Here is a 13,165-nt window from a genome sequence, read left to right as displayed (position 1 = left end):
CCGGAACCAGCCTAGGACAGGCCGGACTGGGGGATCTGGTTCAGGGTGAAGGCGACATTGCCGAAATCGTATGTCTTGTTCACGTCGGCGCGGCCGGTAGTGCTGGACTTGAATGCGAAAGTGATCCTACGGCCGCGGTCCTCGCCCCGCACCTGCGCTGTACCCGGACGCATGTTGCAACAACACGGGGAGGGCCGTTCCCTGATGGCGGACATCGCCGAAAGCCTGGCGGCGGACAGTGAGGCCGCACCCCACTTTCAGGAACCGATCTGTGTCAGGGCACATGCCGAAAGCCGGACCCGCATGCTCCGCCAAGGACCCTTCGGATTGGACGGCGCGAAAGTGAAACCCCGGAAGCGGTTACCCGTCCTTTGGTCTCAGTCGTGCGGCGAGGCCGGAGAGGAGAATGCCCAGTCCTTCGTCCAGTTCCCGCGCTCCGTCATAGTCGGCCAGTGCCGCGGCCAGTGACCTGAGCCTCGGAAACTCCCTGGCCGGGAGGTGGTACAGGCCCAGCCGCAGGACCGCTTCGTTTTCATCCGGATCGACCACCAGTTCCTGCAGCTCGTTGAGCAGGTGGCCGTTGAGAAATGCGTAGTAGGCCCGGTAAACGTGCAGGGCATCCACGGGAGTGAAACCGGCGTCGATCAGCAGCGCGAGGATCTGCTCCAGCGGCCTGACCGTCCCGGGCGGGCGCAGGCCCAACGGGGTGGACAGCGGCCTGGTCACCAGCAGCGGCACGACGTTGGGGTGCCGCAACGCGAGCCGCCGCAGGTCGTGGGCCACGCCGCGCAGCGTGAGCTGCCACTCCATTCCCTGCGGGACAATCAGTTGGCCTAGGACGACTTCGGTCAGGCCGTCCAGGAGCGCGGACCGGCTCTCCGCATACCGGTACAGGCTCATGGGGTCACGTCCGAGCTTCTGCCCAAGTCGGCGCATGGTGAGCGCTTCGAGCCCTTCAGCATCCACCAGTTCCAGGGCGGCGGAGAGCACCACGTCCCGGCTAAGCCGCGGTTTCCGGCCGGAACCGTCTCCGTTGCTGCCGTTGTCCACGATGGCGGCCTGCCTCTCCGGACTCCGTCCAGAGCCGATGTTGCCCCTTACTCTTCTTACATATCAAGCCTACAATGTAGACATATGGGCGCAAGCCCTGCCGGCCGTGTAGGGGCGATCCGGTGAACAGCTATCGGCGACACGTGCAGAGCGCCGAAGCCCGGCTGCTATAGCCACATGGCAGCATTACCTGCACCGGCACGAAAAGAGCCAGCCATGGCCGTTTCACAGTTCGACCAGTTCCTTCACGACGCCACCATCAACGACCCGGACTCAGAATTGCCCCTAGGGCGCGACCGGCTCTACGGGCTCTACATCAGCTGGTGCGCCGTCACCCAAACCCGGCCACGCCGGGAACGCTCATTCTGGGCGGCCATGCAGCAACGGATCGACCCCGGCCACAACAGCCTGCGCATGACGGGGCCGGCGGCAGCGGACTATCTTCTGTCCAGCTACCCGAGTCTGGTCTGATGCCGGCGAAAATCCCGTCGGGCACCGACTACCCTGCCGACCGAAAACAGCCCCATAGGCCGCGCCCCTCGTGCACCGCCTGCGGCACGGACGAGCACCTGCTCGCCGAATCCATTACCGTACTCGATCAGCGCGGCGGCTCCGTGGCAGTGACCTTCAGCTGTTCCGCCTGCCGCGGCCCGAGCGTCCTGGCAACGACAGCAGAGTTCCTCGCCCCGGTCCTGGCGCGCTATCTCGGTCCGGACGACGACGTCGTTCATGTCGGCGCCGCCTACATTCACTGTGGAGAACCCATGACCCCCTCGGACGTGGCGCGCAGGCAGTTGGAGAGGCCGGTTCACACCCAGCCCGGTCCGGCCGACTTCCTGGACGCCTACCTGCAAACCAGGGTCCTGCACTGCCGGTGCGGCTTCCAGATGGAGCCACCGCGTCACCGGCCGGGCGCAAGCGCCGAAGCTGCCGAGAATTAGGGTTGATCCTCCCCCAGCGCACTCGTCACGGCCCTCGCAGGGGGAGGATGGACCGGTAGCGGCGGCACCCAGGGCGACCTGGCGGTGAACAGGCGGAATGGCCACGACCGGGCGGCAGGGTTGTCTTGGGCCGCGAACCCTTAACGGCGGGCACAAGCCGCAGCCGCAACGAGATCGCCAGCGCCCTCCTGCGTGCTTTCACAGTCGCCTTTGCGGTGGTCGTGTTCCTTGACCGCACTGCGGGATAGAAGAGTGCTGCCAGCGCCGTGATCTGCGCGCCTCGTCACTCGTGAGTGGAATGAGAATGAGGGAGCGCGTCTTTGGAAGTCAATAAACTTGGCGTTCCGGACCACCCGGGCATGACCGTGCACTCACGGCGGTTTCTGCCTGAATGATCCAAGCAGACCAGTCAAGGGGATGCACCGACGGCCGGCCCAGCAGGTACCCCTGTCCTTCGGTCAGGCCTGCTTCCACGACGGCGGCGAGTTCTGCCGTTGTTTCTACGCCTTCAGCCGGCTCACCGCATTTTCCAAGGCGCGCTCCCGGGTCCTCCATGCGCTCCCTCGTTTAGTCGTTCGAGTGCGTAGTCGTCATCGCTCATCAGAGCGCCAGAGGTCCGGGCGAGTGCCACCAGCCCTTCGGGGGTATTCTTCCGCCGCCAGGCACATTGGCTTCAAACCGTCGTCCAGGGACCCCCAGGGCCGCGCCGGTTTTCCTGTCATCGCATGGGGCAAGTGGTCAACACAGCCGATATGTTGTCCGCGCTTGTGGCGGGCGGCGGGAAGCAGTCCTCTGCCGGGCACCCACCATGTCGCCAGGGACGGTCGTGTCGGGCTGACGCAAACACTGGGTCCGGTCGCTGCCCTCGCTATTTTTGGTCGGCGGCTTGCGCTGAAAACTGACGGAAACGGGAAGGCCCCTGACGCCGTCCCGCGTGACGCATTCTGAAGAAGACAACCACTGCCGTTCCGCCAGTAATCACAAGCCCGCTGCCCCACCAGAGGGAGGCCGCACTGCCCTGTTGCCGTTGCATGATCGATGCCGGTTCCAGGACGGGTGCCGTCTGTTTCTCTGCACCGGTACCGGCGCCTGTAGGTGTCAGGTCTTCCACGGTCGTCCGCAGGGGCGCCCTGGGAGTTGTCCCTGACTTGACCTGTCCCGGCTGTCGAACGTGGGCCCCAGCAGGAAGAAGCTGCACACCGGCGTGTGTGGAGCGAACCGACGGAGTGGCCGTGGCCGGTGGGACTTCAGACTCTGACCCCCCTGCCACTCCAGCATCGGGCGGTTCCGGTACCCGCGTGGCTGTCTGGCCTTCTTGCGGGCTGACTGGTTGCTGCTCTGTGCGCTCCTCCTGCCGGCCGGCTGGTGCCTCAGACGTTGTTGGCTTCGGGCCAAAGGAGATGGGCAAGTTGTCCAGCCCTCCTGGAACCAGTTCGGTACCGTCATCCGAACGGCTTACTGCTCCTACGAGCTGCGGACCAGCGGCATTCGACTCTGGCATCCCTGCAGCTGCAACCGCGACCGCTCCGAGCGCCACCGCGGCTGCACAGCGGAGGAGACCCAGCCCGAGCCCTCTCAGTGATGATGCTTTGCCGCACTGTCGATAGCTCATGGTCATTCACCCTAGCCAACAAGCAGACCGACCAGAAACCGGACCGCAGTGGAACTGCACCCGGCCAACGACCGTTGTGCCCCAACCATAGGGCAAGGTCCGGACGAGGCCCAGGGAACGACGACGCGCTTCGACCACGAGATGCTTCGGGCAGACCGGGCGACGCCCCGACCTCGGTGGATCATTCGCGCCATAAGCTCTTTTTGCTAGGCAGAGGCAGGACTGCCGGCCTAAAGCACCGTTCGCGGCATCGGTGAGGGCCCAGACCTTGATATGCAAGCTGCTACTTGCCTAAAGTATGTCCATGGCTGATGTGTTCCGGGCTCTTGACGATGAGACGAGACGCCTTGTCCTCGACGAACTGTCAGCACGCGACGGCCAGACCCTGTTCGAGATTTGCTCCCTGCTCACCATGCGCCATGGCCTCAGCCTCACGCGTCAGGCGGTCTCGCAGCACCTCGGCGTGCTCGAGTCTGCCGGTCTCATCGTGACGGAGCGCCACGGACGTGCAAAGTTCCACTACTTCAAACCCCGGGCCACTCGCCCAGGTCACCGATCGATGGCCCACCAGAAAGAGGACCGAACAATGAAAATTGCCCTGACGAGCCTGTTCGTCGACGACCAGCGGGCGGCCCTCGCCTTCTACACCGACGTGCTCGGCTTCACCAAGCGCCATGACATCCCCCTCGGCGATGACTTTTGGCTTACCGTTGTGTCGCCCGAGTCGCCTGACGGTCCCGAGCTGCTGCTGGAACCCTCGGGCCACCCCGCAGTGAAGCCCTATCGGGATGCCCTTGCCGAAGACGGCATCCCGCTCGCGCAATTCGCGGTGGAGGACATCGAGGCCGAGCACGCCCGGCTGACCAGCAGGGGCGTGGTGTTTACCCAGCCGCCGACTGACATCGGCACCGCTGTCATGGCAGTCTTCGACGACACCTGCGGCAACCTCATCCAGCTCATAGAAATGAAGCCAGACGAAAACCACCCCGACGCCCGCTAAGAGTTGGGGCCCGGCCTGCAGTTTGCACCGACGGAGCGTGCCGGCGCTATTCCATGGGGCTCGGAGGATCGTCGGGTCTGCCGGCCAGTTGCTTCTCCAGCCATTCTGCGGCGTCATCCTCGTCAGTGAAGTACCTGGCCGGGCAGGGCAGCTGCAGTCGGAGGAGACGGTACGCGAGGACCTTGTCCACTGGTGTCCGGCCCAGGATGGCAAGGGCGGCAGGGACTATGGTGCCGTCATCCCGGATGGCAGCCGGGTGAATAAAAGTAGTCCCCGAGACGATCAGAAGAAAGCCGACAGGCCGCCCGCGCGTGAAGGGACGCACTGCACAACGGGCCGCCTCGGCGTCATCCTCGTCGAGCGTGGAGCCGGGATGGATTGTCACACGGACAAGCCCGGGACGGATGAGTTCTATGGTGGGATTGGGGGTAGCGGACGTATCAGGCTGCATGCTGGCCCTTCGGGTCGACGCGAAGCTGCTGTGGTTGCGACAGAGGCTACCGGCGGACCGGGAAATTGCAAGTCAAACCAGTCGTGGCCGTCCGGCACGGTTGAACAAACACCTGACAGTTCGCTGCCGGTAGCATGCGAGAGACTCTCCAAACGTTCCTTGCCGTTCCCACGCAGGAGGTTCATGACATGCGCCGCCCGGGCAGCACAGGATTAGTGCCCGACAGCGCTGTAATAGTTCTGTGCCTCGTCCAGTTCGTGGATGTCCTGGGCGTCACCAGTGCAATCACCGCCATTCCCGCCATGCTGGAGGGGGTGGGAGCCGGCCATTCACTCGCCGGGCCGCTGGCCACCGCCTATGCCATGTTCTTCGGCGGCCTGTTGGTGCTCGGAGCCCGTCTGGGCCGGAAGTACGGTCACCGGAGGATACTCTTTGGCGGGCTGGCGGGTTTCGTTCTCGCCAGTGCTTTGGGGTCCGTGGCCGCAGAGGGCTGGCACCTGGTGGCCGCCCGGGCGATGCAGGGCGCCGCGTCGGCCGTGTCTGTGCCCGCCGCCCTGAGCCTGCTCCTCTCGGTCGCCAACGACAAGGGAATCCGCGCCCCTGCCCTGGCACTGTGGAGTGCCGCAGGGGCCGCCGCGGGCGCCGCCGGGTTCTTCATTGGCGGCGGCCTGACTGACCTGCTGGGCTGGCCGGCCGTCTTCTGGATGAACATACCCATTGGGATCCTGCTGTCGGCCGGGGTCCGCTGGCGGGTGGCTGCCCCAGGCGACCGCGAGCCGCACGTGTCATTTGATATTCCAGGAGCCATGGTGCTCATCGGGTCCGTTATGGCTGTGGTTGTGGGCGCGGCGTTCCTGGAGAACGCCGCTTCCCGGGCTCTTGGAGCAGCAGCAGTGGCCCTGGGAATACTGGGCGCATTCGTGCTGGCGCGCTGGATGAAACGGGCGCCAGATCCCATCATTCCGCCGTCAGCCCTGCGCCGGCCAAAACCGTCCCTCGGCACCTTCGGCTCGTTCATCAATACCGCCACAACAAGTTCCACCTCAGTGCTGCTCACGCTGTTTCTGCAGCAGCAGGAAGCACTCACGCCGTTCCAGACCGGCCTCGCCCTGCTGCCGGTCAGCCTTGCAGTAATCGCCGGTTCCAGCGCCGCAGCACCCGTCATCAAACGGTCCTCCCGCCGGATGGCGATCACCGCCGGGCTGGCACTCATCGCCGCAGGAAATCTCCTCGCCGCCTTCAGCCTGGCCTCCATCGCCGGAATCGTCATGGCGGTTTCACTCATCGGGTTCGGACTGGGCCTGTCCTCCGTCGGATGCAACGACCTGGGCACGGACCTTCCCGGAACCCATGTCTCCACCACTACCGGGCTGCTGAACACCGGCGCCCAAGTGGGCACAGCGCTGGGAGCGGCCGTTTTAGTGCTTGTGGCATCTGCCGGGACGTACGGCGCCTTTTCGGCCTACTCAGTGGGCCTCCTCCTGGCCGCGGCCACAGCCCTTGCCACCGCCGTCGTCATGGCCCGAACAGTACCCTGAGCGACAGGCGCGGCATCAATGAGAAAGCCGCAGCTGGCCTTCCCCGGAGGCAGGAACCGTCCCCATAGGCGTTTTGAAGGACGCCAGCCGGAACCCTCTGCAGAAGCACCCTGATAGTCATGCCTTCATGGCGGCGGGCGCGGGTTCAGCTGTCCTTCCCGGGTCAGCTGCCCTTACGTCGGACACCAAGGCGGTATCCGAGCCAGAATGCCAGTGTCAGAAGGCCTGCAGCAATAAGCAGGTATCGGCCCGTGCACCGGTGTCCATCAGGACGAGCTGGTCCGGGATGAATGTCTCCTCTGCCAGGGGCGCATAAGCGAACCATCCGATGGGCTCCCGGGGTGCCAGAAGGGCGGCAATTCCCACGGCCATCGCTGATACAGCAAGGGCCGGGGTCAGCAGCCGCTGCCAGGGCCGGCGCATAGGCGTGGTCATCCCGTCTCCTCCGTTCTCATGGCACAAGCCTAATGCCGCGTGTTCGTTCCGTGTTAGGTGGCCGGATCACGCTTATCGGCGTTCGTTGCATTGCAGGCCGGCCCCCGGTTCAGGCAGCTGTAAGAGTGAGCCGCTGCCTGGCTTGTTGGAGGACTTCTCGGAGGCCACCGTTGCACGATCCCGAATCAGGGCTCGCCGGCGGGGAGGGGTTCCGGAATGCCGGGCCGGGTGTCGGGGAGGCTGGCCGGCGTGCATCCGTGGGAGCTCTTGTTGACCTTTTCGGCCAGTTGTTGCCTGGCGGCGTCCAGGCTGGACGAACCAGTGCATCCGGCCCCGGATGGCTTCCCCGGCTTGCCGCCCACAAAAGCTGATCCTCGGTTAGGATGTTCCGCATGGTGCCGTGTGGCGGACGTCACGCGGTGGCTTCCCGACGAGGTGGAGGTGCCCGAATGGTGAACCCGCTGCAGTGGCCCGTCCTGCGCCAACTGTTGGAGAATGACCCCACGGGCCGGCATCATGCCGTCAAGTCCCGGGCTACGGAGCAGCTTACGGCCCGAACAGTTACCGCGGACCGTGTCGTGCCGTCGGTCTGCCCGTTCTGCGCCGTCGGCTGCGCCCAGCGGGTGTACGTGAAAGACGAGAAGGTCATCCAGATCGAGGGGAACCCTGACTCCCCCATCAGCAGGGGACGGCTGTGCCCTAAAGGCTCGGCTTCGCTTCAGCTGACCACCGGCGACTCCCGCGAGAGGTATGTGCTCTACCGCCGGCCGCATGGCACCGATTGGGAACGCCTGGATCTGGAGACGGCGATGGACATGGTGGCCCGGCGGGTTGTGGGGACCCGGCGGGACACGTGGGAATGGGACGACGAAGGCGTGCGGACCCGCCGGACCCTCGGGATCGCAAGCCTGGGCGGCGCCACCTTGGACAACGAGGAAAACTACCTCATTAAGAAGCTCTTCACGTCGCTGGGCATCGTGCAGGTCGAGAACCAGGCGCGGGTTTGCCACAGCTCCACAGTGTCGGGTCTTGGCACCAGCTTCGGCCGCGGCGGGTCAACGACGTACCTGCAGGACCTGCAGCGCGCGGATTGCATCATCATCCAGGGGTCCAACTTCGCCGAGGCCCATCCGGTCGGTTTTCAATGGGTAATGGAAGCCAAGGAACGCGGCGCGAAAGTCATTCACGTCGACCCGCGGTTCTCACGCACCAGCGCGCTGGCCGACACCTTTGTGCCGATCCGCGCCGGCACCGACATCGCTTTCCTTGGCGGGCTGATCAATTGGGTCATGAGCAACGGGGCGTATTTCCACGAATACGTCCTGAACTATACGAACGCCGCTACCATCCTGCGGGAGGACTTCCAGGACACGGAAGACCTTGACGGCCTCTTCTCCGGTTTCAATCCCGACGATCCGTCCTACGACCTGCAGACATGGCAGTACGAGGGAGCCGACGTAGCGGCATCCTCCGGCGAGCGGGAATCCCAGGCAGAAGAGGAGAAAGGCAGCACTTTAGGCGAGTCATCCCACGCACAGTCCCACGGTTCAGGCGGTCCCGGCCTGCGGGGGCAATGGCGGCGGGATGAAACCTTGCAGGACCCGCGGACCGTATTTCAGACGCTGCGTCGGCATTATGCCCGCTACACCCCCGAGATGGTTGAGCGGGTCTGTGGTGTTCCACAGGAACTCTTCGCCGAAGTGGTGGAGGCGATTACGTCCAACTCGGGGCGGGAGCGAACCACGGCCTTTGCCTACGCGGTCGGCTGGACCCAGCACACTACCGGAACACAGTACATTCGGGCCGCCTCGGTGCTGCAGCTGTTGCTGGGAAACATCGGCCGGCCAGGTGGCGGCATCATGGCTTTGCGCGGGCATGCAAGCATCCAGGGCTCGAGTGACATCCCTACCCTCTACGATCTGCTTCCCGGCTATCTGCCGATGCCGCACGCGCATCAGCATCTGCATCTGGATGGTTACATTGAGGCCGACTCTGCCGAACGCGGTTTCTGGGCCAACATGCGCGCCTACATGGTCAGCCTGCTGAAGGCCTGGTGGGGAGACGCCGCCACGGCCGGGAACGACTTCTGTTTCGATTACCTGCCCCGTATCACCGGCAGCCACAGCACCTACGACACGGTGCAGGCCCAATTGGAGGGCAAATGCAAGGGCTACTTCCTGATGGGAGAGAACCCCGCGGTTGGCTCAGCCAACGCCCATCTGCAGCGCAAGGCCATGGCCTCCCTGGAGTGGCTCGTCGTCCGCGACTTTTCCTTGATTGAGAGTGCCACGTGGTGGAAAGACGGCCCTGAAATCGCGACCGGCCAAATGCGCACCGAGGACATCGCTACCGAGGTCTTCTTCTTCCCGGCGGCTTCGCACACTGAGAAGAGCGGCAGCTTCACCAACACGAACAGGCTGCTTCAGTGGCGTGAGCAAGCGGTGGAGCCCGAGGCTGAACGCCGCAGTGATCTTTGGTTCATCTGGCACCTCGGGAACAGGATTCGCAAAATGCTCGCCGGTTCCACCGACGAACTCGACCGGCCCGTTCTGGATCTCACCTGGGACTACCCGAGCGCCGGTATCCACGACGAGCCGGATGCGGAAGCGGTCTTCGCGGAAATCAACGGACGAAAGTCCGACGGTACTCCCCTGTCCGCGTATACCGAATTGAAGGATGACGGCTCGACGTCGTGCGGTTGCTGGATCTACTGCGGCTGCCGCGCCGACGGCATTAACCAGGCGGCCCGCCGCAAACCCCACACCGAACAAGGCATCTCCAGCCTCGAGTGGGGATGGGCGTGGCCGGCCAACCGCCGGACGCTCTACAACCGCGCGTCGGCTGATCCCGAGGGCAATCCCTGGAGCGAGCGGAAGAAGCTCATCTGGTGGGCCGGGGAGAAAGGCAAATGGACCGGTGACGACGTGCCGGACTTCGAACCCACAAAGCCACCGTCTTACCGGCCCGGGGAGGATGCGAAGGGCCCCGACGCGATCTCGGGCATCGATCCTTTCATCATGCAAGCGGACGGGAAGGGATGGCTCTACTGCCCGGCTGGCCTGGTTGACGGTCCGCTGCCTACCCACTACGAACCACAGGAGTCGCCATTCGACAACGAACTCTATGGTCAACAGCGAAATCCCGTGCGGAAACTGCTGCCCCTGGAAGGCAACCGCTACCATCCCAGCGGCCGGCAGCAGGGCGCCAGGATCTATCCCTACGTGCTCACCACGTACCGTCTCACCGAGCATTTCACCGCCGGCGCCATGACGCGCTGGCTGCCCTACCTGGCCGAGCTCCAGCCGGAGTCGTTCTGCGAAGTCTCACCCGCGCTGGCAGTTGAACGGGGCCTGAGCCACAAGGGATGGGCAACGCTCGTGTCCGCACGGGGAGCCATCGAGGCCCGTGTGCTGGTGACCAACCGGATGAAGCCGTTGACCGTGAGCGGACGGACAGTCCACCAGATCGGCATGCCCTACCACTGGGGCCCGAATGGACTGAGCAAAGGCGACGCCATGAACGAGCTGTCATCGATCGCCATGGACCCGAACGTCCACATCCAGGAGGTGAAGGCGCTCACCGTGGACATCCGGCCCGGCAGGCGCCCCCGCGGGGCCGGCCTGCTGGCCCTGGTGGAGGATTACCGCCGGCGCGCCGGCATCACGGAGCGTACCGGCACGGAGGGAGTCAACCCATGAGCGTCACACAGTTGGGAATGCCGTCGATCGGTCTCCCACGCAAGGGATTCTTCACCGACACGAGTCTCTGCATCGGATGCAAAGCCTGCGAGGTGGCATGCAAGGAGTGGAACTCGGTCCCCGCAGACACCTCCATGCAGCTGACGGGCGAGTCCTTCGACAACACGTCCGCGCTTGGCGCGGACACCTGGCGGCACGTGGCTTTCATCGAGCAACAAGTCCCGGCCACCGATCCCTCCGCGCACGACGGCGTTAAATGGCTGATGTCCTCGGACGTGTGCAAGCACTGCACGAATGCCGCCTGCCTGGACGTGTGCCCCACCGGAGCCCTCTTTCGGACCGAACACGGCACCGTCGTCGTCCAGCAGGACATCTGTAACGGCTGCGGCTACTGCGTCTCGGCCTGCCCCTACGGCGTAATCGATCAGCGCAAGGACGACGGCCGGGTGTTCAAGTGCACCATGTGCTACGACCGGCTCGGCGCCGGCGAGGAACCCGCGTGCGCGAAGGCGTGCCCCACGAAATCCATCCAGTACGGCGAACTCGACGAACTGCATGAACGGGCCGACGCGCGGCTGGCCGAGCTGCAGGAGCGCGGGGAGGAAGGCGCCCGTTTGTACGGCCGGGACCCCAACGATGGCGTCGGCGGCGACGGCGCGTTCTTCCTGTTGCTCGACGAACCCGAGACGTATGGTCTCCCGCCCGACCCCGTGGTTACTACCCGGGATCTTGCCGCGATGTGGAAGTGCGCGGCGGGCGCGGCAGCCGGGATGCTGATCGGCGCCGCCGTCGCTTTCTGGGGAGCGAAGAAGTGAGCCCGCGCCGCGAACGCAGCGAGGAGTTCACCTCGTACTACGGCAGGCCGATCCTGAAGCAGCCGACCTGGCATGCCGTCGACATCGCGGGATACATTTTTGCCGGGGGTCTGGCGGCGGCGTCCTCGATGCTCGCCGCAGGCGCCCAGCACAGCGGGCTTCCCCGGCTTGAGCGCCGCACCAAACTCACTGCCCTGACAGCGATCTCCGTGTCCGCGCTGGCTCTGGTCCATGACCTGGGACGGCCAGAGCGGTTCCTCAACATGCTGCGGGTGGCCAAGCCGACCTCCCCGATGAGCATGGGCTCCTGGATCCTTTCGGTCTACGGGCCGCTGGCCGGAGCGAGTGCCGTCTCGAACCTGCTCGGCATCCTGCCCCGGGCCGGGCGCGCTTGCGGAATTGGCGCCGCTGTGGCCGGCTCGGCAGTAGCGACCTACACCGGTGTGCTCCTGGCAGACACGGCAGTGCCCACGTGGCACGACGCCCACAAAGTATTGCCATTTGTATTCGCCGGTTCCGCTGCGGCCTCGGCCGGCGGATTTGCCGCCGCGTTAACTCCTCTCGAAGAGGCCGGCCCGGCCCGGCGGCTGGCCGTCAGCGGGGCGGCCGTTGAAACCGTCATGGTCCTTGCCATGGAAAGAAGCGGCCACCTCTCGGCCGAGACCCTGCACCAGGGGCGCGCCGGAACGCTGATGCGGTTGTCGAAGGCGTGCACCCTGGCCGGGGTTACCGGTCTTGCGCTGGGCGGCCAGCGGTCCCGGGCCGTGGCGGCGGTGTGCGGGCTCGCCGTCGCCGCCGGCTCCGCAATGCTGCGGTTCGGCGTGTTCGAAGCAGGCAAAGCGTCCACGCTGGACCCGAAATACGTGGTCGTGCCCCAGCGCGAACGGGTGGACGCCGGACAGGACCGCCGGGGCTCCGGCCGTCTTCTCTTCGGCGACCGCATGAAAGCGCAGTCCAGCAATCCGTCGGCGCGGAGCTGGACCTGAACCACCGGAACCCGCTAAACCAGGCCTCAGGAATCCCTCCACACCGGCACTGGAACGGCAGAAATGCCATTCTTGACGACCCCACAGGTCTAAGCACCTGACAGGGCTTGCCGCTCCCACAGAACAGACAGGTACCCTTCGGGGGAACGCCCAGATCCGGCGAACGTCGGTGCCGCTGAATACAACCTCATCGGAACTGTCCAGACCCGGACCGCCGGGAGGAACCCGGCACAAAAACCGCGAGGCAGGGAAGCCTGGATGCCCCTGACCAACGAGCTCACCCGCGGTTCTGGCAACAACGCAGTCCGGCTCTTGGTGGTCGAGTCCCCGCGGCCAATATCGACAGTGCCGTGCACGCCCATCACCCCTCAGCGGGCGGACAGGCCATTCTCTTCGCCGCCGATCTGAGTCAGTAGGCATTTAGAAGGAACCTGGCCATCGAAGACAAGCAAAGGAGCAGCTGCGAACACACCGGACGGTCGAAAGGGCAGGCACCCTGACCGCCGAACCCCAGGACACCATCCACCGACCGCGTCGCCGGACGCGAAGCCGGAGGTGACCGTCAATTCGCCGGTTCCCAGGCGTAAGCCCGGCGCCGGCTTTTCTGGCCGGCACCGGGCTTACTTCGCCCCGTGGCTG

The 13,165-nt window shown here is 65.1% G+C and carries 11 protein-coding genes and 1 pseudogene; 7 read left to right on the top strand and 5 right to left on the bottom strand.

Going from position 1 to position 13,165, the window contains the following annotated elements; genetic code table 11:
- Positions 1-11 precede the first annotated feature (11 nt).
- Together ACFRAU_RS14460 and ACFRAU_RS14455 are read right to left on the bottom strand one after the other, a co-directional pair.
- Positions 12-173, bottom strand: coding sequence for a hypothetical protein (locus tag ACFRAU_RS14460; protein WP_378000428.1), 162 nt, complete (start codon positions 171-173; stop codon positions 12-14).
- Positions 174-360: 187 nt separating this feature from the next.
- On the bottom strand, positions 361-1,050 hold the full coding sequence (locus tag ACFRAU_RS14455; protein ID WP_378000427.1) for a TetR/AcrR family transcriptional regulator C-terminal domain-containing protein: 690 nt from the start codon (positions 1,048-1,050) through the stop codon (positions 361-363).
- Between the two features lie 216 nt (positions 1,051-1,266).
- Between ACFRAU_RS14455 and ACFRAU_RS14450 the strand changes: the two genes are divergently transcribed.
- Positions 1,267-1,521, top strand: coding sequence for a hypothetical protein (locus ACFRAU_RS14450; protein ID WP_378000426.1), 255 nt, complete (start codon positions 1,267-1,269; stop codon positions 1,519-1,521).
- A complete protein-coding gene (locus tag ACFRAU_RS14445; protein WP_378000425.1) occupies positions 1,521-1,991 on the top strand; it encodes a hypothetical protein in 471 nt (156 codons plus the stop codon). The genes ACFRAU_RS14450 and ACFRAU_RS14445 overlap by 1 nt, the downstream gene beginning before the upstream one ends.
- 327 nt (positions 1,992-2,318) lie before the next feature.
- Here the strand turns inward: ACFRAU_RS14445 and ACFRAU_RS14440 are convergent.
- A pseudogene (locus tag ACFRAU_RS14440) lies at positions 2,319-2,504 on the bottom strand (hypothetical protein); the annotation flags it as partial.
- Between the two features lie 1,403 nt (positions 2,505-3,907).
- Between ACFRAU_RS14440 and ACFRAU_RS14435 the strand changes: the two are divergent.
- A complete protein-coding gene (locus ACFRAU_RS14435) occupies positions 3,908-4,603 on the top strand; it encodes a VOC family protein (RefSeq protein WP_378000424.1) in 696 nt (231 codons plus the stop codon).
- A 46-nt stretch (positions 4,604-4,649) separates the two neighbouring features.
- On the opposite strand, the gene ACFRAU_RS14430 is transcribed toward ACFRAU_RS14435, so the two are convergent.
- The gene (locus tag ACFRAU_RS14430) at positions 4,650-4,988 is read right to left on the bottom strand and encodes a hypothetical protein (protein WP_378000423.1); all 339 of its coding nucleotides are present in this window, start codon (positions 4,986-4,988) and stop codon (positions 4,650-4,652) included.
- 281 nt (positions 4,989-5,269) lie between these two features.
- Between ACFRAU_RS14430 and ACFRAU_RS14425 the strand changes: the two genes are divergently transcribed.
- Complete coding sequence (locus tag ACFRAU_RS14425) at positions 5,270-6,592, top strand: MFS transporter (RefSeq protein ID WP_378000422.1); 1,323 nt, start codon at positions 5,270-5,272, stop codon at positions 6,590-6,592.
- A gap of 216 nt (positions 6,593-6,808) precedes the next feature.
- Here ACFRAU_RS14425 and ACFRAU_RS14420 read toward each other — a convergent pair whose 3' ends face one another.
- Positions 6,809-7,027 carry a hypothetical protein gene (locus ACFRAU_RS14420; protein ID WP_378000421.1) on the bottom strand — a complete coding sequence of 73 codons (219 nt, stop codon included), beginning with the start codon at positions 7,025-7,027 and terminating at the stop codon, positions 6,809-6,811.
- A gap of 449 nt (positions 7,028-7,476) precedes the next feature.
- Here ACFRAU_RS14420 and fdh point away from each other — a divergent pair, with 449 nt between their 5' ends.
- Genes fdh through nrfD form a run of 3 tightly spaced genes read left to right on the top strand, consistent with a single transcriptional unit; the run spans position 7,477 to position 12,526 of the window.
- Positions 7,477-10,725, top strand: coding sequence for a formate dehydrogenase (gene fdh / locus ACFRAU_RS14415; RefSeq protein WP_378000420.1), 3,249 nt, complete (start codon positions 7,477-7,479; stop codon positions 10,723-10,725).
- Positions 10,722-11,540: a 4Fe-4S dicluster domain-containing protein gene (locus tag ACFRAU_RS14410; RefSeq protein WP_378000419.1), complete on the top strand. Its 819-nt coding sequence runs from the start codon at positions 10,722-10,724 to the stop codon at positions 11,538-11,540. Before fdh ends, ACFRAU_RS14410 begins: the two co-directional genes overlap by 4 nt.
- A complete protein-coding gene (gene nrfD, locus ACFRAU_RS14405; protein ID WP_378000418.1) occupies positions 11,537-12,526 on the top strand; it encodes an NrfD/PsrC family molybdoenzyme membrane anchor subunit in 990 nt (329 codons plus the stop codon). Before ACFRAU_RS14410 ends, nrfD begins: the two co-directional genes overlap by 4 nt.
- Positions 12,527-13,165 lie beyond the last annotated feature (639 nt).

This window comes from Arthrobacter sp. NPDC056691, from assembly GCF_042791415.1.
In the GTDB taxonomy this organism is placed as follows: domain Bacteria; phylum Actinomycetota; class Actinomycetes; order Actinomycetales; family Micrococcaceae; genus Arthrobacter.
Note: the sequence above shows the minus strand (reverse complement) of the source record. Positions and strands in the feature narration are given on the sequence as shown.

What these genes read in the sequence shown, in the direction of transcription:
- ACFRAU_RS14460 (WP_378000428.1), bottom strand. Translation starts at nt 173, where the DNA reads ATGCGTCCGGGTACAGCGCAGGTGCGGGGCGAGGACCGCGGCCGTAGG.
- ACFRAU_RS14410 (WP_378000419.1), top strand. Translation starts at nt 10,722, where the DNA reads ATGAGCGTCACACAGTTGGGAATGCCGTCGATCGGTCTCCCACGCAAG.
- ACFRAU_RS14420 (WP_378000421.1), bottom strand. Translation starts at nt 7,027, where the DNA reads ATGACCACGCCTATGCGCCGGCCCTGGCAGCGGCTGCTGACCCCGGCC.
- fdh (WP_378000420.1), top strand. Translation starts at nt 7,477, where the DNA reads ATGGTGAACCCGCTGCAGTGGCCCGTCCTGCGCCAACTGTTGGAGAAT.
- ACFRAU_RS14445 (WP_378000425.1), top strand. Translation starts at nt 1,521, where the DNA reads ATGCCGGCGAAAATCCCGTCGGGCACCGACTACCCTGCCGACCGAAAA.
- ACFRAU_RS14450 (WP_378000426.1), top strand. Translation starts at nt 1,267, where the DNA reads ATGGCCGTTTCACAGTTCGACCAGTTCCTTCACGACGCCACCATCAAC.
- ACFRAU_RS14435 (WP_378000424.1), top strand. Translation starts at nt 3,908, where the DNA reads ATGGCTGATGTGTTCCGGGCTCTTGACGATGAGACGAGACGCCTTGTC.